The 22,877-nt window shown below is 71.9% G+C and carries 26 protein-coding genes; 12 read left to right on the forward strand and 14 right to left on the reverse strand.

Going from position 1 to position 22,877, the window contains the following annotated elements:
* Nucleotides 1–27: 27 nt before the first annotated feature.
* Complete coding sequence (locus tag FB157_RS25515; protein WP_145883029.1) at nt 28–549, reverse strand: hypothetical protein; 522 nt, start codon at nt 547–549, stop codon at nt 28–30.
* Nucleotides 550–657: 108 nt separating this feature from the next.
* The gene (gene miaA, locus FB157_RS25520) at nt 658–1,596 is read right to left on the reverse strand and encodes a tRNA (adenosine(37)-N6)-dimethylallyltransferase MiaA (RefSeq protein ID WP_145882975.1); all 939 of its coding nucleotides are present in this window, start codon (nt 1,594–1,596) and stop codon (nt 658–660) included.
* A gap of 175 nt (nt 1,597–1,771) precedes the next feature.
* Here miaA and FB157_RS25525 point away from each other — a divergent pair, with 175 nt between their 5' ends.
* Both FB157_RS25525 and FB157_RS25530 read left to right on the forward strand, forming a co-directional pair.
* Entirely contained in the window at nt 1,772–2,047 is a 276-nt protein-coding gene (locus FB157_RS25525) for a hypothetical protein (RefSeq protein WP_145882976.1), read from the forward strand.
* 25 nt (nt 2,048–2,072) lie between these two features.
* Entirely contained in the window at nt 2,073–2,345 is a 273-nt protein-coding gene (locus FB157_RS25530; protein WP_145882977.1) for an antitoxin, read from the forward strand.
* A 109-nt stretch (nt 2,346–2,454) separates the two neighbouring features.
* On the opposite strand, the gene FB157_RS25535 is transcribed toward FB157_RS25530, so the two are convergent.
* The 4 genes from FB157_RS25535 to FB157_RS25550 form a co-directional block, all read right to left on the reverse strand.
* Nucleotides 2,455–3,168, reverse strand: coding sequence for a class III extradiol dioxygenase subunit B-like domain-containing protein (locus FB157_RS25535; protein WP_145882978.1), 714 nt, complete (start codon nt 3,166–3,168; stop codon nt 2,455–2,457).
* Between the two features lie 10 nt (nt 3,169–3,178).
* A complete protein-coding gene (locus FB157_RS25540) occupies nt 3,179–3,469 on the reverse strand; it encodes a hypothetical protein (protein WP_145882979.1) in 291 nt (96 codons plus the stop codon).
* 33 nt (nt 3,470–3,502) lie between these two features.
* A complete protein-coding gene (miaB, locus tag FB157_RS25545; RefSeq protein ID WP_145882980.1) occupies nt 3,503–5,029 on the reverse strand; it encodes a tRNA (N6-isopentenyl adenosine(37)-C2)-methylthiotransferase MiaB in 1,527 nt (508 codons plus the stop codon).
* 185 nt (nt 5,030–5,214) lie between these two features.
* Nucleotides 5,215–6,057: an AMP-binding enzyme gene (locus FB157_RS25550; RefSeq protein ID WP_261386522.1), complete on the reverse strand. Its 843-nt coding sequence runs from the start codon at nt 6,055–6,057 to the stop codon at nt 5,215–5,217.
* Between the two features lie 142 nt (nt 6,058–6,199).
* On the opposite strand from FB157_RS25550, the gene FB157_RS25555 reads away from it, so the two are divergent.
* A complete protein-coding gene (locus FB157_RS25555; protein ID WP_186581676.1) occupies nt 6,200–6,559 on the forward strand; it encodes a hypothetical protein in 360 nt (119 codons plus the stop codon).
* Nucleotides 6,560–6,746: 187 nt separating this feature from the next.
* On the opposite strand, the gene FB157_RS25560 is transcribed toward FB157_RS25555, so the two are convergent.
* The 5 genes from FB157_RS25560 to FB157_RS25580 form a co-directional block, all read right to left on the reverse strand.
* Nucleotides 6,747–7,889, reverse strand: coding sequence for a hypothetical protein (locus tag FB157_RS25560; RefSeq protein WP_145882981.1), 1,143 nt, complete (start codon nt 7,887–7,889; stop codon nt 6,747–6,749).
* 58 nt (nt 7,890–7,947) lie between these two features.
* Nucleotides 7,948–8,619 carry an RES family NAD+ phosphorylase gene (locus FB157_RS25565; protein ID WP_145882982.1) on the reverse strand — a complete coding sequence of 224 codons (672 nt, stop codon included), beginning with the start codon at nt 8,617–8,619 and terminating at the stop codon, nt 7,948–7,950.
* A complete protein-coding gene (locus FB157_RS25570) occupies nt 8,619–9,320 on the reverse strand; it encodes a hypothetical protein (RefSeq protein WP_145882983.1) in 702 nt (233 codons plus the stop codon). The genes FB157_RS25565 and FB157_RS25570 overlap by 1 nt, the downstream gene beginning before the upstream one ends.
* A gap of 96 nt (nt 9,321–9,416) precedes the next feature.
* On the reverse strand, nt 9,417–9,959 hold the full coding sequence (locus FB157_RS25575) for a hypothetical protein (protein WP_145882984.1): 543 nt from the start codon (nt 9,957–9,959) through the stop codon (nt 9,417–9,419).
* Between the two features lie 247 nt (nt 9,960–10,206).
* Nucleotides 10,207–10,956 carry a PP2C family serine/threonine-protein phosphatase gene (locus tag FB157_RS25580; protein WP_145882985.1) on the reverse strand — a complete coding sequence of 250 codons (750 nt, stop codon included), beginning with the start codon at nt 10,954–10,956 and terminating at the stop codon, nt 10,207–10,209.
* An 86-nt stretch (nt 10,957–11,042) separates the two neighbouring features.
* On the opposite strand from FB157_RS25580, the gene FB157_RS25585 reads away from it, so the two are divergent.
* The 3 genes from FB157_RS25585 (at nt 11,043) to FB157_RS25595 (ending at nt 13,638) form a co-directional block, all read left to right on the forward strand.
* Complete coding sequence (locus FB157_RS25585) at nt 11,043–11,402, forward strand: DUF6204 family protein (RefSeq protein ID WP_145882986.1); 360 nt, start codon at nt 11,043–11,045, stop codon at nt 11,400–11,402.
* A gap of 61 nt (nt 11,403–11,463) precedes the next feature.
* A complete protein-coding gene (locus FB157_RS25590) occupies nt 11,464–11,904 on the forward strand; it encodes a MarR family winged helix-turn-helix transcriptional regulator (RefSeq protein ID WP_145882987.1) in 441 nt (146 codons plus the stop codon).
* A 303-nt stretch (nt 11,905–12,207) separates the two neighbouring features.
* Complete coding sequence (locus tag FB157_RS25595; protein ID WP_261386523.1) at nt 12,208–13,638, forward strand: hypothetical protein; 1,431 nt, start codon at nt 12,208–12,210, stop codon at nt 13,636–13,638.
* 3 nt (nt 13,639–13,641) lie between these two features.
* On the opposite strand, the gene FB157_RS25600 is transcribed toward FB157_RS25595, so the two are convergent.
* Complete coding sequence (locus tag FB157_RS25600) at nt 13,642–14,049, reverse strand: MazG nucleotide pyrophosphohydrolase domain-containing protein (RefSeq protein WP_145882988.1); 408 nt, start codon at nt 14,047–14,049, stop codon at nt 13,642–13,644.
* Nucleotides 14,050–14,155: 106 nt separating this feature from the next.
* Between FB157_RS25600 and FB157_RS25605 the strand changes: the two genes are divergently transcribed.
* A complete protein-coding gene (locus FB157_RS25605; protein WP_145882989.1) occupies nt 14,156–15,154 on the forward strand; it encodes a TAXI family TRAP transporter solute-binding subunit in 999 nt (332 codons plus the stop codon).
* A gap of 153 nt (nt 15,155–15,307) precedes the next feature.
* Here the strand turns inward: FB157_RS25605 and FB157_RS25610 are convergent, their stop codons facing one another.
* Nucleotides 15,308–16,714: a HAMP domain-containing sensor histidine kinase gene (locus FB157_RS25610; protein ID WP_145882990.1), complete on the reverse strand. Its 1,407-nt coding sequence runs from the start codon at nt 16,712–16,714 to the stop codon at nt 15,308–15,310.
* A gap of 9 nt (nt 16,715–16,723) precedes the next feature.
* Nucleotides 16,724–17,410, reverse strand: a complete 687-nt coding sequence (locus FB157_RS25615; RefSeq protein ID WP_145883031.1) for a response regulator transcription factor — start codon at nt 17,408–17,410, stop codon at nt 16,724–16,726.
* Nucleotides 17,411–17,705: 295 nt separating this feature from the next.
* Here FB157_RS25615 and FB157_RS25620 point away from each other — a divergent pair, with 295 nt between their 5' ends.
* The 5 genes from FB157_RS25620 (at nt 17,706) to FB157_RS25640 (ending at nt 22,844) form a co-directional block, all read left to right on the forward strand.
* A complete protein-coding gene (locus tag FB157_RS25620) occupies nt 17,706–18,482 on the forward strand; it encodes an amino acid ABC transporter ATP-binding protein (protein WP_145882991.1) in 777 nt (258 codons plus the stop codon).
* A gap of 85 nt (nt 18,483–18,567) precedes the next feature.
* Nucleotides 18,568–19,401 carry a glutamate ABC transporter substrate-binding protein gene (locus FB157_RS25625; RefSeq protein WP_145882992.1) on the forward strand — a complete coding sequence of 278 codons (834 nt, stop codon included), beginning with the start codon at nt 18,568–18,570 and terminating at the stop codon, nt 19,399–19,401.
* Nucleotides 19,402–19,476: 75 nt separating this feature from the next.
* Nucleotides 19,477–20,142, forward strand: coding sequence for an amino acid ABC transporter permease (locus FB157_RS25630; protein WP_145882993.1), 666 nt, complete (start codon nt 19,477–19,479; stop codon nt 20,140–20,142).
* Complete coding sequence (locus tag FB157_RS25635) at nt 20,139–21,032, forward strand: amino acid ABC transporter permease (protein ID WP_145882994.1); 894 nt, start codon at nt 20,139–20,141, stop codon at nt 21,030–21,032. Before FB157_RS25630 ends, FB157_RS25635 begins: the two co-directional genes overlap by 4 nt.
* A gap of 177 nt (nt 21,033–21,209) precedes the next feature.
* Nucleotides 21,210–22,844 (forward strand): FAD-dependent monooxygenase, encoded by a 1,635-nt coding sequence (locus tag FB157_RS25640; protein ID WP_145882995.1) that lies wholly within the window; start codon nt 21,210–21,212, stop codon nt 22,842–22,844.
* Nucleotides 22,845–22,877 lie beyond the last annotated feature (33 nt).

Consider the following 22,877-nt stretch of genomic DNA (forward strand, 5'->3'; position numbering starts at 1 on the left):
CGGGACCTGCACCCCTTGCGGGACGCCTCAGCGGAGCCTCGCCACGCGCCAGACGGCAAGAGTGACCACGACGGCAACCAGCAGGACGTACCCGAGCACCACCCGCCAGTCCGGGCGGCGGCCCGAGCCGCGGGCGGGGAGACCCGGCCAGGTGTAGCCCACCCGGCGGGCGGCCATCATGCCCCAGCCCGCCGCGCAGGAGCAGATCAGGAGGCCCAGCATGGCGATCACGGCGCCGCTGTCGCCGAAGTCGAAGGCGAGCGGGAAGGCGAACATCAGGGAGCCGCCCGCGGCCAGGGCCACGATGGGCGCGAGCTGCCAGATGCGCAGGCGCCGCTGCGGGCGCAGCTCGACCTCGACCTCCGGGCCGCTCGCGTACATCTCCTCGGGCGCAGGCCCGTCGGCAGTGACAACGCCCGGGGTCTCGTCCGGGCCGTCGTCGGTCAGGTCGGTCAGCTCGGTCAGAGAGTCCTCGCGCCGGTCCGGCTCGTCACCGTCCGTGGTGACGTGCTCGGTACTCCGTGCGGTGTCGCGAGGGCCGGCCTCCATCGCCACGCGCCCTCCCAACTAGGACTCCACTTGGTCGATCGAAGCACGATGATGGCACGGCGCCGCGCGCCCCGCTGACCGGCGGCGCATCCCGATGCCATGACGTGATCAGGCTGTGACCGGTCGTTCGACCAACGCCAGGGCCTGCCGCGGAAGTTCCCCGCGGTCCGCCGCGGCCCCACTCAGCCAGTGCACCCGCGGATCGCGCCTGAACCATGAATCCTGGCGGCGCGCGAAGCGCTTGGTGGCGCGCACGGTCTCGGCCCGCGCTTCCGCTTCGGTGCAGTCCCCGGCGAGCGCGGCGAGTACCTGCTGGTAGCCCAGCGCGCGCGAGGCCGTGACGCCCTCGCGCAGCCCCTGCGTCTCCAGGGCGCGCACCTCGTCGACGAGACCCGCCTCCCACATCCGGTCGACACGGAGCGCGATGCGCTCGTCGAGTTCGGGGCGCGCGACGTCGACGCCGATCTGGACGGTGTCGTAGACGGAGTCGTGGCCGGGAAGGTTGGCCGTGAAGGGCTGCCCGGTGATCTCGATCACTTCCAGGGCGCGGACGATACGGCGGCCGTTGCTGGGCAGGATCGCGCGGGCGGCCTCGGGGTCGGCGGCGGCCAGGCGCGCGTGCAGGGCGCCGGAGCCACGCAGCGCCAGCTCCTCCTCCAGGCGGGCCCTGACCACGGGGTCGGTGCCGGGGAACTCCAGGTTGTCGACGGCTCCGCGGACGTAGAGTCCGGAGCCGCCCACCAGGATCGGCCAGCGGCCCTCGGCGAGCAGGGCGTCGATCCGCTCGCGGGCCAGCTTCTGGTACTCGGCGACGGAGGCGGTGACCGTCACGTCCCAGATGTCCAGCAGGTGGTGCGGGATGCCGCCGCGCTCCTCGCGCGTCAGCTTGGCGGTGCCGATGTCCATCCCTCGGTAGAGCTGCATGGAGTCGGCGTTGACGACCTCGCCGTCGAGTCGTTGGGCCAGGAAAACGCCCAGATCGGACTTTCCGGCCGCTGTGGGTCCGACGACGGCGATGACGCGGGGGGCGGAAGATGCACTGCTCACCGCACCAGTCTCGCAAACCTCACGACCACGCCTCGAACGAGTTACGTGACGGTACGCATCGCACTTCGTTGCACCGAGGTGCCCACCGGTCGTCGGACATGGTGACCCGGGTGGCGCAAACGGATGCACCGTGTGACGCGGGATTTCGCCCACACGAGTAATGTAAGGAGTGGATATGGGCGTTTTTGCACGGCTCCTCGGCAGGTCGAAAGCGACGCAGGAGGCGGCGCCCGACGAGGTGCAGACCGGCACCGAGTCGGGAGCGGCCGAGGTGGTGGCGGAAGCGGACCGGGCAGCGGAGGCGAAGGGGTCGGCCGAGGACGGGCGCGAGGGCGAGGCGGCGGAGGCGAAGGCCACCGAGTCCGGCGCGGCCGAGAGCGCGGAGATCCCCAAGCAGCAGTCGGCGGACGCGGCCGCCGACAGCGAGGCCGGTGAGAGCGCCCGCACATGACTGTCCCCGTGAGGGAAGGTGGACCATGGGTCTGATGGACAACGTGAAGGCCAAGCTCGCCCCGGCCAGGGACAAGGTGTCGGACCTCGCCCAGAAGCACGGGGACAAGGTCCAGCACAGCATCGACAAGGCCGCCAAGGCCGTGGACGATCGGACCAAGGGCAAGTACAGCGACAAGATCCATGTCGGTACGGACAAGGCGAAGGGGGCGATGGACCGCCTGGCGCACAAGGAGGGTCCGGAGACCGGCGACGCCGCGACCCCGACCCGGCCGGAGGGCCCGCCACCGGCTTCCTGAACGACACGCGGATCGGCGGACGGCCGTGGAGCGCCAGCGCTCCCGGCCGTCCGCCGTTTCGTCTCCGCGGCGGGGCGCCGCCCGGGGCTTGTCCGCCGCCGCGCGGCGCCTAGGACCAGGTGGCGACCAGGTACCCGACGCCGTAAGGGGCGTCGTCGTAGAACAGTGCCCCGCTCAGGCCCGTGCCCGCGGCCGCTCCGGCGAGGACCTGCCAGGGCGCGCGGCCGGAGGCCTTCAGCTCGTACGCCAGCCCGGCGTCCAGCGCCTCGACGGCCGCCATGTCCGCCGCTCCCAGCGCACGCGCGACCTCGGCGTCGAAGGGCGCCGCCCGCTCGTCCAGGTAGCCCGGTGCCTTGAGCGTGCGGCACGCGCTGGCGTCGCCCATCACCAGCAGCGCCACCCGCTCGGCCCGGGCGGCGATGTCCCGTCCGGCCTCGACGCACAGCTCGGTCGCGAGCGGTTCCCCGACACCGAGCCCCTCGATCGGGGCGTCCGCCCAGCCGGTGCGCTCCAGCAGCCAGGCCCCGACCGCCAGCGACGTGGGCAGCTCACCCTCGGCGGCGGCGTCCGTGGCCGGACCGAGGCGTACGTCCACGTCGACACCGAAGCCCCGGAAGGAGCCCGGGGTGCCCTGCGGATGCCGGCCGCGCCCGCTCGGCTCGGCGGGCCCGACGACCACCAGCAGGTCGGGGCGGGCGGCGGCGAGCACGCCGAGCGCGTCGGTGCACGCCGCGCGCGCGGCGTCCAGTTCGGGCGCGGCACCCGCGGCGACCTGGGGCACGAGCAGCGGCGGGCAGGGGCAGACGGCTGCGGCGACAAGCATGATCGGGAGCCTACTGCCAGGGGGGCGGCACCGGGTCGGAGCTCCACACCAGCTCGGCAAGCCGGTAGATCACGCGGAACGTGGAGACCATCCCCTCGATGTTCGCGTAGTAGGCGTCCCCGTCCCCGATCCGGTAGACGTCACGGCGCTTCTGGCGCAGCCCGGGGCGGGGGCGATGGGTGCGGGCGAGCTCGTAGAGGCGGGCGCGGGCCTCCTCCAGGGTGCCTTCGAAGCGCGCCGCCTCCTCGCTGCGGTACTCGTCCCCGTGACCGAACTGCGCGAGAACCGTCCAGTGCGGCATGCTCCGCCCCCCGTCCCTGGGTTCCGGATGTGGTCAGTCCAGCGCGCAGCCGCTCGTGGCGGCCGGCAGCGGCGCCGGCACCCCGATCGTCGGCAGCCCCAGCATCACGCCCGCCGGCTTGGCGGCCTGGGCGGCGTTGCGCTTCTCCCACGCGTCGCCCGCGCGCGTGCGGCGCACGGCGAGGACGGCACCCTCGGCGAGGAGGTGGTGCGGGGCGGCGTACGTGATCTCGACGGTGACCACGTCACCGGGGCGGACGTCCTGCTCCGGCTTGGTGAAGTGGACCAGCCGGTTGTCGGGGGCGCGGCCGGACAGCCGGTGGGTGGCGCCGTCCTTGCGGCCCTCGCCCTCGGCGACCATCAGCTCCAGGGTGCGGCCGACCTGCTTCTTGTTCTCCTCCCAGGAGATCTCCTCCTGGAGGGCGACGAGCCGCTCGTAGCGCGCCTGGACGACCTCCTTGGGGATCTGGTCGTCCATGGTGGCGGCGGGGGTGCCGGGCCGCTTGGAGTACTGGAAGGTGAACGCCTGCGTGAAGCGCGCCTCGCGGACGACGTGGAGGGTCTGCTCGAAGTCCTCCTCGGTCTCCCCCGGGAAGCCCACGATGATGTCGGTGGTGATGGCGGCGTGCGGGATGGCGGCCCGCACCTTCTCGATGATCCCGAGGTAGCGGTCCTGCCGGTAGGAGCGGCGCATCGCCTTCAGGACGGTGTCCGAGCCGGACTGGAGCGGCATGTGCAGCTGCGGCATGACGTTCGGTGTCTCGGCCATGGCGGCGATGACGTCGTCGGTGAAGTCGCGCGGGTGCGGCGAGGTGAAGCGGACCCGCTCCAGGCCCTCGATCCTGCCGCAGGCGCGCAGCAGCTTGCTGAAGGCCTCGCGGTCGCCGATGTCGGAGCCGTACGCGTTGACGTTCTGCCCGAGCAGCGTGATCTCGGAGACGCCCTCGGCGACCAGCGCCTCGACCTCGGCGAGGATGTCGCCGGGACGGCGGTCCTTCTCCTTGCCACGCAGGGCCGGCACGATGCAGAAGGTGCAGGTGTTGTTGCAGCCGACGGAGATCGAGACCCAGGCCGCGTAGGCGCTCTCGCGCCGGGTCGGCAGTGTGGAGGGGAACGCCTCCAGCGACTCGGCGATCTCGACCTGCGCCTCTTCCTGGACGCGGGCACGCTCCAGCAGGACGGGCAGCTTGCCGATGTTGTGCGTGCCGAAGACGACGTCCACCCAGGGCGCCTTCTGCACGATGGTGTCGCGGTCCTTCTGCGCGAGGCAGCCGCCGACCGCGATCTGCATACCGGGGTGGCCCGCCTTCTTGGACGCGAGGCGGCCGAGGTTGCCGTAGAGCCGGTTGTCGGCGTTCTCGCGCACCGCGCACGTGTTGAAGACCACGACGTCCGCGTCGCCGTCCGACCCCTCGGGGGCGCGCACGTACCCGGCGTCTTCGAGCAGCCCGGACAATCGCTCGGAATCGTGGACGTTCATCTGGCACCCGTAGGTACGGACTTCGTAGGTCTTGGGTGCTGCTACGTCCACTGCGGGGCTCCGGTCGCTGCTGATGGTCATGGGTCAAGGGTAGGCGCTCCCGGAGACCCGGTGCCTCGGTGCTCCCGTCCGCCGGCGTGCACGCGGTCGGCACCCGTCGCCATATACGAAACACCTCGGGTCCTTTTCTGATAATCGGCGCCCGTGTCTGCGTCAGCGCCACATGTGACTGAAGAACCAGCCGAGCGCCGCGACGGCCTCGTCCGTCAGCTCCGGGTGGCGCCCGCGCATTTCCTCAGGGAAATGGGCGGTCCCGCAGGAGAGGCTGTGGTCCCCCCATTCGATGTCGAACGCCGCGGCCTCGCCGACGATCTCCTTCGCGTAGGCCGCCGGCCCGGGACCGTCGCCCGGGCGCGCAGTGTCACGATGACCTGCACCGTCCCGGAGTCGGCGGCGGCGCGAATCTCCTCGACGTCGTCGATGCCGCGAAGGACGTCGGTCAGCACGCGGCGGGTGGCGGCGGCGCGCAGCGGGAGCTTGGACGGCTTGCCGACCGCGGTGACCGGGAGCGCGTCGAGAATGCGGACGGCCCTGGGCGCGGCGGCTGCCTCGCTCACGTGGGCCGCGGCCCAGGCGCGCAGGTCGTCCGCGGTGACCGTGGCGTCGGCGAGGGTCACGTACGCCACCGGGACCTCGCCCGCCCGCCGGTCCGGCTGTCCGACGGCCTGGGCGCCGGTCACCGCGGGGTGCGAGAGCAGCGCGTCCTCGACGACCCGGGGGTCGATGTTGTGGCCTCCGCGGATGATGAGGTCCTTCGCGCGTCCGGCGACGGTGTCGGGGCGGCGGACGCCGAGCCGGTGGAGGGCGTCGGCGGTCCGGTGCACGTCGGCGAGCAGCTCCGTATGGGTGCGGGACCTGGGCGAGCGCCAGGACGCGGCATCCGGCAGGACGGTGGGCGCGGTCCGCTCGGGCCACTGCTCGGCCGTGCACCGCCGCAGCTCGCAAGAGGTGGCGGGCAGCCCGCGCTCGGCCAGCGGGATGGCCTCGATGCCGGCCGGCTCGTCGGGGTGGTCGTAGCCCGGCCGCCCCGCACGCGGGTCGATGCTCACGCGTACCTCAACCACTTCGACAGCAGGGAGGACCTCTTCCGGGTCGCGGTCGAGGAGACGCTGGAGTGGTGGGGCACGGTGATGGACCGCCTCACCGCGGACGTCGACGACCCCGCGGTGGCGTTCCGCCCAGAGTTTCCGCATGACCGGCCGGCTGCACCGCCCGCACCCTGAGCTGAGCCGGATCCTGCTGCACCACGGACTCGAACTGGCCCGGTCCGAAAGCGGATCGGCACCACGAGCCGTCCACGACATCCGTGCCGCGGTGGACGCAGGCCGCTTCGGGGTGGAGGACCTGGACCTCGCGCTGGCGATGACGGCGGGCGCCGCGTCGGCACTGGGCGCGCTGCTGCACTCGCAGCCCGACCGCGACGACGCCAGGTCCGCGGACCTGGTCACCAGCGGCCTCCTGCGACAGTTCGGCATCCCCGCCGACGAGGCCGAGCGGATCTGCGCGCTCGACCTGCCGGACATCGAGGTCGCCGACACCCTGGCGCGGTGAGCCCGCAACGCCTCCCCGCCGGGCCGCTCGGCGGCGTGGCGACGAACGCGGCGAGAGCGACCCCGCGGCACCACCGTGACGCCACAGGCAGCCGAAACTGGGTTCGTGCACTCAGCCCCAAGGCTGCAGAAGCGCTCAGGGCGAGCGGGTTCCCCCCTCGCGCCCGCTCGCCCGACCCGCGCGCCCCTCATACGGAGCGGGGGTCTTCCCCCATTCCATCGGGGCCGCCGGGCGGCCGTCGGTCGTACGGTGGGCGGATCCCGGCGGGTATGCGCTCCACGAGCGCCGCCGCCTCGGGCGTACGCACCAGGAAGTGGACGTCCCAGTCGGCCCCTCGGGCCAACTCCGCCTCCACCGCGGCCCATAAGGCGGCCAGGCTGACGTCGTACGCCAGCCCGCCCCGGCCCGAGCCGAGCAGCGGGAAGCACACCGAGCGCAGCGGCGGGTCGAAGCGGTCGCGTTCCTCCGCCAGGAGCGCGAGCGCCCGGGAGGCGGCCCGGGTGATGTCGGACGGCAGCACGTCGTAGTCGTTGGTCCCGGCCCGGGGAACGGCGACCGCGGCGTGGTAGATCCGTCGTACGCCCTGTGCGGCCAGGGACCCCGTACCGGTGGCGGCCACGGTGCCGGGCAGCACGGCGCGCCCGGAAGTGCCGTTCCGGCACGCCCACTTGTGCAGCTCGGCGTGGACCGGATCGTCCAGGACGTCACCGGTCACGCCGCGCACCGAGGACACCCGGCGCAGCGAGGCGGCGACCGACGACTTGTACGGCTGGGGCAGCGCGAAGTGGACGTTGGACGGAGAGACGACCACGTCCACGTCGCGCAGCAGGTCCACCGGGTGCACATGGAGGGTGAGCGTCACCGGCCGCTCGCCGACCCGGGCCCGCACGGTCCGGTGCGTGCCGGTCCCCGCCTCGGCCACGGCGGCTCCGGGTGCCGCGGCCGGCTCCGCCGCCAGCCGCAGCACGTGCTCGGCGACCTGGCCGAGGACCATCACCTCGTGGTCCTTGCGGAACCGCTCGACGCTCACCCCGTACACCGAGGCCGCCCGGGCCCGGCGGGAGGATGCGGGCCAGTCCCGGGTGCCCTGGGCCAGCCCCAGGGTGTACTCGGCGGCGGTGCGCAGGGTCCCGGCGTCCAGGCGCGACACGGCGAGCCGCAGCAACGCCTCCACGGCCGCGCCGGCAGGCCGGGCGCCGGTCGCGGGCACCGCCTGCGCCGCCGACTCCAGGCCGGGCAGCGCACGCCCGCGCAGCCTCACCAGTCCGGCGCGCCTGACCTCCTTGAGTTCATGGACAAGTGATGCATGGTCAGGGAGGGACGATGCCATGCGCCCACGATGGCATCACGTCTCGGCCACCGACAAGCGGGACGGGGCCGTCCCCACATCACTGCCACACGGGCTCCGAGATGACCGCCCGCAGCGGTTCGAGGATCTCGTTGGCCTTCTTCATGCCCTCCTGGGAGCCCAGGTCCGGGATCCCGCCGTCCCGCAGCACCTCCAGCGGCCCGCCGTCGCAGTGCTCGAAGCGGTCGTGGAAGAGCACCAGGGCGCGCTGGGCCCGGTTGCGCCGGGACTCCCAGATCAGCCCCATCGCATCGGGTGCCTGCGCCCGGATCTCGCTCGACCAGCGCCGTGCGAGCGCGTAGTTGCTCTCGTCCTCCAGGAGCGTGGAGTCCTGGCAGACGGCGGCCAGATCCTGCCCGTCGACCAGGGAGACCAGGTTCAGCTCGCACCGGGTGCGCAGGCCGCTCAGCGACCGCCGCCAGACGGCGCTGTAGGGGATCCGCCGTGTACCGGCCGGCAGTTCGAAGGGCCGCGAGCGCAGCACGCTCTCCGCGAGGGCGGTGAGCCCGGTGTCCGCCAGGTACAGGCTGTGGTACGGATCCAGCACCGTGCCCTCGAAGCGGCCCCCGCCGAAATGGATGTCCGCGAGCTTCGGGCTGAACTGGTCCGGCGCGTACTTGGACTGGTGCACCCGCCACAGTTCCGCACCGGCCGGGATCACCAGACGGTTGGGGCGCAACTCCAGCTCGATCATCGGGAAGAAGCCGCTCATCAGTCCCCCTCCACCAGTGCGGCGGCAGCGCCGACCAGCCGATGGTCCGGCAGCCGGCCGAGCAGCGACGCGGGTGTCCCGCCCAGCCAGGTGTTGCCGTTCAGCCACCAGGCCGCGGCGCCCCAGGGGTCGATGTCGGCGAGGAGCAGCCGGTTGACCCGGAGGACGACCTCGCGCGGGGTACCGTCGCCCGCGCCGAACTGGAACTCCGGATAGCGGTCGCCGTCCTGGGGATCCGTCAGTCTGATCAGCTCTGGGGGCGGCGCGCCGCCGCAGCGGACCCGCGCCTCGTCGGCCGAGAGGGACGGCGCCCCGAGCAGCATCCGGTCCTCTTCGGACGCGGTGCCGTACGCCGGTTCGGGGGCGCTCGGCAGCGCGGTCAGCAGAGCCATCAATTCGCGAGCCCCCACCACGGTCCTCGGGCCGGGCGGCGCCGCGCCGAGTCGTACGGAGTCCAGCGCCCTGCGTACGGGATGGTCCAGCGGCAGGGGCAGCAGGGCCAGCCGAACCCTCTGGGACGCCCGGCGCACCGCCCTGTCGTCGGCCGCGTCCGTGGCCGCGAGGGCCTCCAGCCGGGCCAGCAGCAGCGCGTACTGCTCGTCGTCGAGCGCCTCGCGGATGGCGTCCCGGTGCTCGCCGATCAGGACGAGCAGCCGCTCCGTCGAACCGCCGGGGCCGTCGCCCGTACCGTCGTCGCTCATGCGTTCCCCCCTTCGGTACCTGCTTCTGCCCTCGGCCTGAGCGCCACTATGCCGATCCACCGGACCGGTGGCGACAAGATCCCGGGCTTCGGGTGCTCATCGCCCGAAATCCACCCAGGAGGCGCCCAGTTCGACCCTCATCGCCCGCCGTATCCGCCGCAGTCCGCCCCACAACGCGTCGATGCCCTGCTGCACGGCGGCCGGCGAGTCACCGGCGCGCGGGGCGCCCTCGTCCAGGCGCCGGACCATGCCGTAGACCGTGCCCAGGTCACGGCTGAAGTCGCCCGCGAGGTCGAGCACGCGCTCCGGCACCCGCAGCTGCGCCTCCGCGTACACGTCCCGGTACTGGTCACGGGCTTCGGTGAGCCGCTGCCGTACGACCCGCCCGTCCTCGGTGCGGCCCAGCGCGTGCAACTGGTCGGTGAGCGCGGCCAGATAATGCCGGGCGGAGGTGTTCAGGGCCACGTAGCACGACCGCAGCTCCTGGGCCTGCCTGCGCCGCTCCTGCAGTTCCTCGGCGTGCTCCTGCTCGCGCCGGCGGCTGCGGTCGGCCGCGCGCTGGGTCAGCAGCGCGGACAGCAGCGTCCCGACGACTCCGACGACCGCGACCACGAGCGCGGTCGCTCCCCCGACGTCCACGCCTCCTCCGTCCGCCGTTCCGGCCCGACTCCAGGTAAGCAGTGGAATCCGGGTGCGGTGAACACCGGGCCCGGACGTCGCCCGGTGTTCGCCCGGTCGCCGACCGCGTGATCGATCCGGGCGTCCGGCGGGCACATTCGGGCGCCCGGCAGCAGCCTTCGCGACGAGCCGGCCGAGGGACCGGGGCCGGACCACCCGGCGGCCCGGGCCGCCCTCATCCACCGGGGCCACCCCGGCCGGGACCGGGCTACTCGTCCACGACGCGCGCGACCGCGAGCGTGATGTTGTCGGGACCGCCGGCCGCGATGGCGGCCTTCCACAGCTCGAAGGCAGCGCGGTTGTCGTCGCGCTCCCGCATGACGTCGTCCAGGACCTCCGGCGGCACCGGATCGGTCAGTCCGTCGGTGCAGATGAGGTAGCGGTCGCCGGGCGTCAGGGGCACGGCCGCCACATGCGGGCGGATGGGGCGGTAGCCGGGACTGCCGCCGAGGCACTGGGTGACGATGGAGGTGGTGCGCTGCCCGGGCTCGAGGGGTGGGCTGTCGTCGACGCTCAGCTGGCGCAGCCCGTCCTCGGAGGCGGCGAGGACCCGGCTGTCGCCCACGTTGAACACCATGAGCGAGCCGGGCTGTACGACGATGCCGGCGACCGTCGTCCCCATGGCGGCCAGCTCGCTCGCGTCGTCGCCGCCGGCGGCCAGGTACACCGCGCGGTTGCAGGCGCTGAGGGCGTCGCGGACGGCGCCCTCGCTACCCAGGGAGGAGCCGATGGACGCGATCCGGCGGACGACCAGCGCACTGGCCACGTCACCGCCGGGATGCCCGCCGAGTCCGTCCGCCACGGCGACCACCAGAGGCGACCCGAGCGGGAAGAACAGGGTCTGCGGGCTCTCGGTCACGGTGGCACACAGCGTCCACGGGCCCACCACGAGGCTGTCCTCGTTCCGCTCGCGGAGCAGCCCGGGATGGCTCAGCGCGGTCACAGTCACGTACGGCATGGAACGCCACCGCCTTCCCCCCAAAGTCTAGTTTCGTGCCGGAAACCCGGTGGAGGCGTGCCGCACTCCGTGCCTAAGGTCGCGGGATGAGTACCCGAACCTTCCGTATCACGGTCCGCGGCGCCTTCGACGGGCTCGGCGAGGCCCAGCGGGCCGAACTGCTCGCCGACGCCGCCCGGCACGACGTGCTGCACGCCGCCTACACGCCCGAGGGGCACCTCAGCTACGACATCGCCGCCCGGCCCGCCTTCGTCTTCCGCTTCTCGGACACCGGGGAGGAAGAGGAGGACATCCTGGAGGCGACCGAGCGGGCCGAGGAGGCGGCGAAGGCGTGGCTGACGGAGCGTGGCTACGGCTTCAAGAACCTCAGGTCCAGCGCGGAGGACCTCTCCCAGGCACCCCTGGGGAAGCGGCAGCGGCGTGCCGCGCGTTCCGGCCGCGCATAAACTTGAGTAGTCAAGGAGATGGCAATCAACAGGAGGGCGGCGAGCGGGATGCCGGTGAGTGATGAGTGACGCCCTGGACGCCTCGCTGCGGCTGGTGCGGGCGCAGACGGCGCTCGTGCGGCGCTTCGACGCCCGGCTCGGCGGGCTGCACGGGGTGAGCCTGGCCGACTTCACGATGCTGCTGCGCCTGGGGCAGGCTCCCGGCGGCCGGATGCGCCGGGTCGATCTGGCCGAGGCGCTGGGGCTGACCGCCTCCGGGGTGACCCGCGGGCTGGCTCCCCTGGAGCGGATCGGGCTGGTGACCCGCGAGCCGGACGCCCGTGACGCGCGCGTGGCCTACGCGTCGCTGACCGGGACCGGCCGGGAGCGCCTGACGGAGATGCTGGCCACGGCCAAGGAGACGGCCTCCGAGATCTTCGTCGGTCCCGCGTGGAGCGAGGAGGACATCGCCCTGCTCTCCGGTCTGTTGACCCGGCTCGGCGGCACGGGGCTGACGGGCTGACCTCCGTCCTGCGGGGAGGGGGCGGGTCGGCGGACTCGCCCCCCTGACCGGGACTCGCCCCCAGACCGGGACTCGCCCCCCCTGACTGGGTCTCGCCCCCCTGACTGGGTTCCGGCCACCGCACGGCCTGAACTCACCGTGTTCCAGGTCACGTTGGGTTGTGGCCGAATTGTGCGCGGTCCGTGCGCGCAGCCATGGCATGCTCATGGCTCACCACCGAGTTACCGGCCGGTTCTACCCATAGGTAGCCGGCCGTCGGTGCTGCCCTTTTTCACCACCCCCCACTTCACCCCAGGACCGACCTTGCGCAGACGCACGAGGCACCGCCGTGCCCTCCTGCCCGCCTTCGCCGTGACCGCCCTCTTCCTCGCCGCGGGCTGCTCCTCTTCCCCGCCGCACGCCGCGCCACCGGCGGCGGGCCAGAGCCAGGACGTCCGGGCCACCGAAGGCCCCACCGGCGACACCGGCCACTCGCTCACCGTCGCGGCCGCCCCCGCCGCCACCGCGACCGCCACGGCCGGCACCTCCGGCACGGACCGGCGGGCGCACAAGACCGCACTCACCGTCAGCTCGTACGACAGCCGGACCCGACGCGCCGTCATCTCCAAGGCACCGGCGAGGAGCGGGACTTCGCAGACCCCCGCGCCCCCCTCGCCCACCTCCTCGGCGGCGCCGCACCGGGCCGCCGTGGGCGACGTCATCGCCAGCGCCCCCGCGCCCGGGGCCCCGCACGGCCTGCTCGCCAAGGTCACCAAGGTGATCGGCGAGAGCGACCGGGGCACCGAGGTGCAGACCGAACCGGCGGCGCTCAACTCGCTGCTGGGTGCCGACACGGCCAAGGGCACCGTGCCGGTCGACCCGTCCTCCTTCGCCGTCGACAAGCTGCTGCCCGACGTAAAGGTCTCCTGGTCCAAGGCCGGTGACGTGCACGTCGGACCCAAGGGCGCGACCGTGCCGCTCGGCAGCCTCCGGCTCGACGTCGGCGCCAAGGTGCAGACGGCCGAGGGCGCCCCGGCCTCGGCCGGCGCCTCGGTGTCCGGGTTCGTCCAGGTGGCCCCGCAGGTCGACTTCAGCTACGGCGGCACCGGGACCGACGCGACGCCCGGCTCGGCCTACCTCGGGGTGTCCGGCGACTGGACCTCCGGATGGGCCGTGAAGGGCCGCGCCGCCGCGACCACCGGCACCCCGCTGCGGATCCCGTTCGCCAAGCTGCACGCCGACCCCGTCCTGCAGGTCGGCCCGGTCCCCGTCGTCGTCAACCTCGACCTGACCTGCTACTTCCAGATCAGCGCCGACGGACACGTGACCGTCGACGTCGAGCAGAGCCTCAAGGGCGACTTCAAGGCGGGCGGCACCTTCGGGGTCGGCAAGGGGTGGACGCCGGTCAGCTCCTCCGACATGAAGAGCACGCCCGTCCGGGCCTCCCTGACCACCGCCGGGAGCGTGCAGACGGCTCTCGGCGCCGAGGCGACCGTCGGCCTCTACGGCACCGTCGGCGTCACCGCCGACCTGGCGCCGTACCTGCGCGGCGAGGCCGCCGGGACCGTCACCGCCTCCTCCGACACACCCGATGTGAAGGCCGAGGGCACCTGGGCGGTGTACGGCGGCGTCGACCTGTCGGGCACCCTGCGGATCCAGCTCTCCATCTTCGGCACGCCGGTGCTGCAGCGGAGCGTGCCGCTGGGCTCCCTGCACCGCGAGTGGAAGCTGGCGGGCGGCTCCCTGTCGTCGTAGCCGTCAGGCTGCGCCGCCGGGTGTCCATCCCTGGCGGCGCAGCACGGCCGACACGTCCGGCGCCCGGTAGTGCTCGCCCTTGAGGACCTTGCCGTCCGAGCGGCGGGCGATCTGGCCGTCCGGGCCCAGCTTGCTCATGTTGGCGCGGTGGATCTCGGCGATCACCTCGTCGAGATCGATCCCGTGGACCAGTGCGGTGCCGTAGGCCACGTACACCACGTCCGCCAGTTCGTGGGCGAGCTTGTCCAGCGGGCCCTCGACCGAGACCTCGGCGACCTCCGCGGCCTCCTCGGCGAGCAGTTCCCCGCGGTGCGCGGCCAGTTCGGGTCCCACCTCCGTCGGCGTGGCGCGGGTGTCGAGGCCGAAGACGCGGTGGAACTCACGGACGAGTCGGGCGGGCGAAGAGCTCATACGGCGACTCTAACGGCCGCCACCGACAGTCCCGCCGCGCTTCCCGGGGGCCCGGAGTGACCCCGCCCCTGGTCAGCCCGGCGCACGGCCTGGCAGGATCGCCCGCATGTCCAAGGTGTTCCCCCGTGTCAGCAGGCGCCGGTCGCTCCAGGGCGCGACCGTCGGCGTCGTGGCCCTCGGGCTGCTGCTGTGGTGGCTGCTGCCGCTGGGCGAGACCCCGCCGAGCGGGACGATCGTCTTCAGCACCGGCACACCCCGCGGGGTCTACCAGGAGTACGGCGAGCGGCTGCGCAACGAACTGGCCAGGGACATGCCCGGGCTGCAGGTGAAGCTGCTGAACAGCGCCGGCTCGCAGGAGAACGTCGAGCGGGTGGCGACCGGGAAGGCCGACTTCACGATCGCGGCGGCCGACGCGGTGGAGACGTACGAGCTTCGGCACCGCAGCGGCGCGGACCGGCTGCGCGGTGTGGCCCGGCTCTACGACGACTACGTGCAGCTGATCGTGCCGCGCGACTCGAAGGTCGACAGCGTCGCGGACCTGCGGCACAAGCGGGTCGCCACCGGGCTGCCCGACTCCGGGGTGCGGCTGATCGCGAACCGGGTGCTCAGAGCCGCGGGCATCGACCCGCACAAGGACATCACGCCGATGGCGGAGGGCATAGACACCGGCCCGGACCGCTTGCGGCACGGCAAGATCGACGCCTTCTTCTGGTCGGGCGGCCTGCCCACCAAGGGGCTGGTCGAGCTGGCCGAGAAGTACGCCTTCAGGTTCGTACCGATCGACGGCGACCTCGTCACCAAGCTGCACGCCGGCGGGGACGCCGCCCGCTACTACCGGGCCACCAACATGCCCGAGACGGCCTACCCGTCGGTGCAGCACGGCACCGCGGTGCCGACGATCGCGGTGTCCAACGTGCTGATGACCCGCAAGGACATGGATCCCCGGCTGACCGAGTGGCTGACCCGCACGGTGATCAAGAGCCGCGACGGCATCGGCGCCCATGTCCACTCGGCCCAGCTCGTCGACCTTCGTACGGCGATCTACACCGACCCGCTGCCTCTGCAGGAGGGCGCCCGGCGGTACTACAGGTCGATGAAGCCCTAGTCGGCCCGTGCCTGCTCGCTCTGTGCCTGCTCGGTCAGTGCCTGCTCGGTCAGTGTCTATTCGCTCAGTGCCTGCTCGGTGAGACTCTGTTCTCGGCCTCTGTTCTCGGTTCGGTGAGGACCTGCTCGGTGAGGCCCTGTTCTCGGTGAGACCTCAGAGGCCGTCCGGGTTCCTCGGCACCGCCACGGTCACCTGGAGTCCCCCCGGCTCGTGGTGCGCGTAGGTGATCGAGCCGCCGCCCGCCGCGAGCAGGGCGCGGGTGATGGACAGGCCCAGACCCGAGCCCTTGACGTTCTGATGGCGGCCGCTGCGCCAGAACCGGTCGCCCACGCGGGCGAGTTCCTCGTCGGTGAGGCCGGGGCCGGTGTCCGTGACCACGACCGTCGAGGTGTCGCCGTTGGAGGCGACGACGATCTCGACCGTGCCGCCCTCCGGGGTGAACTTCACGGCGTTGTCGATCACCGCGTCCAGCGCGCTGGAGAGGGTGATCGAGTCGGCCCAGGCGGTGATGGGCGGGCAGTCGCCGACCAGCCGGACGCCCTTGGCGGCGGCGGTCGGCGACCAGGCGGCCACCCGCTCCCCGGCCAGGGCTCCGACATCGGTCAGCCTGAGGTCGGCCGCGGCGTGCTCGGCCAGCGCCAGGTCGAGCAGGTCGTCCAGGACCTGCGCCAGGCGCTTGCCCTCGGTGCGGACCGAGGCGATCTCCTCGTTGCCCTGCGGGAGTTCCAGGGCGAGCAGCTCGATGCGCAGCAGCAGCGCCGAGAGCGGGTTGCGCAGCTGGTGCGAGGCGTCCGCGACGAAGGCGCGCTGCTGCTCCAGCACTTCCTCGACGTTGTCCGCCATCTCGTTGAACGACCGGGCCAGCCTCCTGAGTTCCGGCGGCCCGCCGGCCACCGCCACCCGGGACTTGAGGCGTCCGGTGGCGATGTCGTGGGTGGTGGCGTCCAGGATCCGTACCGGCCGGAGCACCCAGCCGGTCAGCCGCAGTGCGGCGCCCACGGCGAGCAGCATCGCGGCGAACTCGCCGGCCCCGATGAACAGCCAGCCGCGCAGGATCCGCGAACGCATCTGCCCGGTGGGCGAGTCGGTGACGACGACCGCCACGACGTCCCCGTCCCGGATCACCGGCGAGGCGACGATCAGCCGGCTGCGCTGCCAGGGCCACACCTGCCGGGGGTCGTGGCTGCGGCGGCTCAGCAGCGCCTCGCCGAACGCCTCCCGGACCTCCCCCGTCTGCGGGACGACCCAGTCGTCCGGGGCGTTGGCCATGACCGAGCCGTTGCCGTAGAAGACACCCACACGGATGCCGTAGACGTCGTAATAGCTGTCCAGTTCCCGGCGGAGCGTCGCCTGGCGCTCGTCCGGGGCAGTACGTCGGGATCCGCTCGGCGCATCGGTGACGAACTGCGCGAGCGCGGCGAAGCGCGCGGTGTCGTCGATCCGGTCGACGACCACCTTCTGCTGCTGGGCCGCGGCCACGCTGACGGCGAGCGGGAGACCGAGGGCGAGGAGTACGGCCGCCATCAGGACGATGAGCAGCGGCAGGAGCCGTGTGCGCACCCGGCCCCGCTAGGCGGCCGGCGCGACGAGCCGGTAGCCGACGCCCCGTACCGTCTCGATCAGCGCGGGCATGCGCAGCTTGGCGCGCAGGGAGGCGACGTGCACCTCCAGGGTGCGGCCGGTGCCCTCCCAGCTGGTGCGCCAGACCTCACTGATGATCTGTTCCCGCCGGAAGACGACGCCCGGCCGCTGGGCGAGCAGCGCGAGCAGGTCGAACTCCTTGCGGGTCAGCTGGACCACCGAACCTCCCACGCTGACCTGGCGGTTGGGCAGTTCGATGAGCACGGAACCGAGACGCAGCGAGGTCTCGGCGCCCGGTGCCGCGTCCTCGTGGGCGGTGCGCCGGCTGACCGCGTGGATCCGGGCGAGCAGCTCCCCGGTGTCGTACGGCTTCACCACGTAGTCGTCGGCGCCCAGGTTGAGCCCGTGGATGCGGGAGCGGACGTCGGAGCGCGCGGTGACCATGATCACCGGGGTGCCGGTGCGCTTGCGGATCTTGCCGCACACCTCGTAGCCGTCCTGGTCGGGCAGGCCCAGGTCGAGCAGGACCACGCCGAATCCGGCGCCCTCGGGGACGAGTGCCTGGAGGGCCTCCTCGCCGCTGCGCGCGTGGGTGACGTCGAATCCGTGCCGCGCGAGGACCGCGGACAGCGCGGCCGCGACATGGTTGTCGTCCTCGACGAGCAGCAGTCTCATCCCGGCCCCCTCCGGTTCAGCGGTCATACGGTCATGGTTCTCGTTCGGCTTGTAGATCGCGCGCACGCACGCGTGCACCATGGAAGTCACGCCGATGGAGAAGGACGGCGTCAAGAGGGTTCCGGTTGCCTGGCGCTTCCGTTATCCCCCCGATATACGCACGGGTCTCAAGTGCTACGACACGTGTCCGATTGCTATCGGATCGTGATGCTCAGATTCCCCTCAGATGTGATGACGCTGGTCACCGGCCATCACTACTGTCCACCGAAACCGAGGAGGACGGAGCCTGAGAGCGATGACCAAAGTATCGGTGGCCAAGGAAGACGTGGCCGCGTCCGGCGAACTGGTCGTCCTGAAGAGCGTCAACAAGCACTTCGGCGCGTTGCACGTACTCCAGGACATCGACCTGACGATCGCCCGCGGTGAGGTCGTCGTGGTCATCGGGCCCTCCGGGTCCGGAAAGTCGACCCTGTGCCGCACCATCAACCGCCTGGAGACGATCGACTCGGGCGCCATCACGATCGACGGAAAGCCGCTGCCCCACGAGGGCAGGGAGCTGGCCCGGCTGCGCGCCGACGTCGGAATGGTCTTCCAGTCCTTCAACCTCTTCGCCCACAAGACCGTGCTCGAGAACGTCGTCCTCGGGCAGGTCAAGGTCCGCAAGGCGGACAAGAAGCAGGCCGAGGAGAAGGCCCGTGCCCTGCTCGACCGGGTCGGTGTCGGCGCCCAGGCCGACAAGTACCCGGCCCAGCTGTCCGGCGGCCAGCAGCAGCGCGTCGCGATCGCCCGGGCGCTGGCTATGGACCCGAAGGTCATGCTCTTCGACGAGCCGACCTCGGCCCTCGACCCCGAGATGATCAACGAGGTCCTCGAGGTCATGCAACAGCTCGCCCGGGAGGGCATGACCATGATCGTCGTCACCCATGAGATGGGTTTCGCACGATCGGCTGCAAACCGGGTGGTCTTCATGGCGGACGGTCGCATCGTCGAAGAGGCTGCGCCCGACCAGTTCTTCAGCAATCCGCGCAGTGACCGGGCCAAGGACTTCCTGTCGAAGATCCTGCACCACTGACGCCACCGGGCCCGCTCGCTGCGGCCGCCCCGGCGCCACCCGTCCCTCACGGACCGCGTTCCTCACCACTCAAAGGATGTTCACGATGAAGCTCCGCAAGGTCACCGCCGCCTCCGCCGTCGTACTGGCCCTCACCGTGTCCGCCACCGCGTGCGGCGGCGACAAGAAGGACGACAACGGCTCCGGCGGCGGCAAGAAGATCGCCGTCGGCATCAAGTTCGACCAGCCCGGCATCGGCCAGAAGACCCCGCAGGGCTACGCGGGCTTCGACGTCGACGTGGCGACCTACGTGGCCGGCAAGCTCGGCTACAAGCCCGACCAGATCGAGTGGAAGGAGTCGAAGAGCGCCGACCGCGAGACCATGCTGCAGCGCGGTGACGTCGACTTCATCGCGGCCTCCTACTCGATCACCCCGGAGCGTCAGCAGAAGGTCGACTTCGCCGGCCCGTACCTGCTGGCCCACCAGGACGTGCTGATCCGCGCGGACGACAACACCATCAAGTCGCCGGCGGACCTGAACAAGAAGAAGCTGTGCTCGGTCGTCGGCTCCACGTCGGCGCAGAACGTCCACGACAAGCTGGCCCCCAAGGCGCAGCTCCAGCAGTACCCGACGTACTCGGCCTGCCTGACCGGTCTGCAGAGCAAGGCGATCGACGCGCTGACGACGGACGACTCGATCCTCGCCGGTTACGCCGCCCAGTCCCAGTTCAAGGGCAAGTTCAAGCTCGGCGGCTTCAAGATGACCAACGAGAACTACGGCATCGGCGTCAAGAAGGGCAGCGACCTCAAGGCCAAGATCAACAAGGCCCTGGAGGAGATGGTCTCCGACGGTTCCTGGCAGAAGGCCGTGGACAAGAACTTCGGCCCGGCCGGCTACAAGAACGAGCCCGCTCCGAAGATCGGCGACATCAAGAGCTGAGGCAACGCCCGACGGGTGCGCCGCTCCTGACGGCGGCGCACCCGGGCATCCCTACACGCGAAAGCGCGGGAGATCGTGTTCGACTTTCTTGACAAGTACGACGTGCTGGGCGCCTTCTGGACGACAGTGCAGCTCACGCTGCTGTCGGCCGTCGGCTCCCTGATCTGGGGCACCCTGCTGGCCGGCATGCGGGTGGGCCCGGTGCCGCTGATGCGCGGTTTCGGCACCGCGTACGTGAACATCGTGCGGAACATCCCGCTCACGGTGATCATCCTGTTCGCCTCGCTCGGCCTGAAGGACACGCTGAACATCACCCTGGGGTCGGACCAGGTCGACACGAGCACCTTCCGGCTGGCGGTGCTCGGGCTGACCGTCTACACGTCGGCCTTCGTCTGCGAGGCGATCCGCGCCGGCATCAACACGGTTCCGGTCGGCCAGGCGGAGGCGGCCCGGGCCATCGGCCTGAGCTTCACGCAGGTTCTCGGCCTGATCGTGCTGCCGCAGGCGTTCCGCGCGGCCGTCGCCCCGCTGACCAACGTGTTGATCGCGTTGACGAAGAACACGACGGTGGCGGCCGCGATCGGCGTGGCGGAAGCGGCACTCCTGATGAAGGAGATGGTGGAGAACGAGGCACAGCTGCTGCTGATCTCCGCGTTCATCGCCTTCGGATTCTGCTGCCTGACCCTGCCGACCGGTCTGATCCTCGGCTGGGTGGGCAAGAAGGTGGCGGTGAAGCGATGAGTTCGGTCCTGTACGACGCCCAGGGCCCCCGGGCCAAGCGGCGCAACATCCTCTACACGGCGGGCTTCCTCGTCGTCCTCGCGGCCGTCCTGTGGTGGGTGTACAAGGGGCTCGACGACAAGGGCCAGTGGGAGTGGGTGCTCTGGAAGCCGTTCTTCACCGGCACCGAGGCCTACTCGACGTACATCTGGCCGGGTCTGCAGAACACCCTGAAGGCCGCGGCCCTGTCGATGGTCATCGCGCTCCCGCTCGGCGCCGTGCTCGGCATCGCCCGCCTCTCGGACCACGTATGGATACGTGTCCCGGTCGCGATGGTCGTGGAGTTCTTCCGCGCGATCCCGGTGCTGGTCCTGATGATCTTCGGGCTCGCCCTGTTCGCCCAGTACACCGACGTCCCCTCCGACGACCGTCCGCTCTACGCAGTCGTGACCGGTCTGGTGCTGTACAACGCGTCGGTGCTGGCGGAGATCGTCCGCGCGGGCATCCTCGCCCTGCCGAAGGGCCAGTCCGAGGCGGCCATGGCGATCGGTATGCGCAAGAACCAGGTGATGCGGCTCATCCTGCTGCCGCAGTCGGTCACTGCGATGCTTCCGGCGATCGTCAGCCAGCTGGTCGTGATCGTGAAGGACACGGCGCTCGGCGGCGCGGTCCTGACCTTCCCCGAACTGCTCGCCTCGGCCAACACGATGAGCGGCTACTACGGTGCCAACACCATCGCCTCGTTCACGATCGTCGCCACGATCTTCGTGGTCATCAACTTCTCGCTGACCTCGTTCGCGAGCTGGCTGGAGGGGCGGCTGCGGCGGCGCAAGAAGTCGACCGGCGCGGTGCTCGGTGTCGACGACACCGTCAACATCGCGGGCGCCGCGGGAACCGGAATCGCAGCCTGACGTCAGGTCAAACCCGAATGCGTCACCCGGAGGCAGTGGCATGATCGCCACTGCCTCTGGTCACTTGACGCAAACTCTGCCAATGGGTTGCATACGTTCTGTGATCGTGCACCCCGCTTCACCTTCCTGTTCCTCCATGTCCGTCAGGGCACCACTGCGGGCAGGGGGCGCCGCACCGTGGACCCGGTGATCATCGTCGGAGCGGGGCCCGTCGGGCTCACGCTCGCCCTGGCGCTGGCCCGTCAGGAGGTGCCCTCCGTCGTCCTGGACGAGGGCCCCGGCAAGGACGAACCACGCCCGGCACGCACCGTCGTGCTGCGCGAGGACACGGCCGCGCTGCTGGAGCGGCTGACCGGGGTCGCCGTCGCCGACCACGGCGTGAGATGGACCGGATGGCGGTCGGTCAGGCGACGGCAGGTGCTGACCGAGATCACCTTCGACGAGGGCGACCCCGCGGCCCCGCTGCACCTCGCCCAGCACGTCCTCACGGGTGCCCTGCGCGCGGCCGTGGCGCACGAGCCCCTGGTCGAGGTCGCCGCGGACAGCCGGCTCGACTCGATCGAGCAGGAGCGTTCCGGCATCTCCGCCCACACCCGTGGCCCCAAGGGAACCTGGTGGCGGGGAAGCTACCTGGTCGGCTGCGACGGGCCCCGCTCGACCGTGCGCAAGCTGCAGGACATCCGCTTCCCGGGCCGTACCTCGGTGGAGCGGCACGCGGTCGCGGCCCTGCGCGTGGAACTTCCCTGGGAGGGCCAGGCGTTGCTCCATCGGATGCCGCCGTGGCGGTCGTCCGGGCCCTCGGCCGGGGAGGTGACCGCCCGCCCCCTCCCGGACGGCGTGTGGCGTCTGGACTGGCTGCTGCCACCGGGCAAGGACCTGGTCACGCCCGACATCCTGGTGGCCCGGATCCGCGAGACCCTCGCGGGCTGGACGGACGGCACCACACCGGCCTACGACCTCCTCGACACCGGTGTCCACACGGTTCACCACCGGCTCGCCCGTCGCTGGCGCGCCGGCCGGGTCTTCCTGGCCGGGGACGCGGCCCACCTGCTCGGCGCGCTCGGCACCCAGGGGCTCGACGAGGGTCTCCGGGACGCCGACAACCTGGCCTGGAAGCTGGCCCCGGCCTGGCACCACGGGCACCACGAGGCACTGCTCGACAGCTACCAGGCCGAGCGGCGCGCGGTGGTCGCCGCCCGGCTGCGCGCCGCCGACCAGCTGCTGCCGGTGCTGCGCGGCGGGGGCGGGCTGCGGCACTACGTGCCCGGCGCGGCCCGGGGCCACGACGCGCTGCTCACGGACGGTCATCTGGGACGCGGCCCGGTGGGTGCGCCGGGGGCGTACGCCGACTCGCCGCTGACGCCCCGGCATCTGGAGGCGGAGATCCAGGTCGACACCCCGTTCGGCTCACCGGTCGCCGATGTACGGGTCACCGCGGAGGACGGTTCCTTCGTACAGCTGCGCGACCGGCTGGGCCGTGGCGCGCTGCTCGTCGTGCTGATCGCGCCGGGCACGGGCGTGTGGGACCGCAAGCACTGGGTGTCCGCCGGGGTCATGCCCCGGCTCGCCGCCGCGGTGGCGGCCCTTCCGCACCCGGCCGAGCTGCTGGTCGCCGAGGGCTACCCGGGTGCGCCGGCGCACAGCGTGCTGCTCGTGCGCCCCGACGGCCACCTGGTCACCGCGCTGAACGGGGTGCGTCCGGCCGACCTGTACGCGGCGGCCGAGGCGACGCTCGGCGGCGCCGTGCCGGAGGAGAAGGAGCAGGAGGAGGAGAAGAAGGAGGAGGCTGAGGCCGGCTCCGGTGTGCGCTGACCGTGCGCCCTGTCACCCTCTGTCCACATGGTG

This window comes from Streptomyces sp. BK340 (genome assembly GCF_007827595.1).
Classification (GTDB): domain Bacteria; phylum Actinomycetota; class Actinomycetes; order Streptomycetales; family Streptomycetaceae; genus Streptomyces.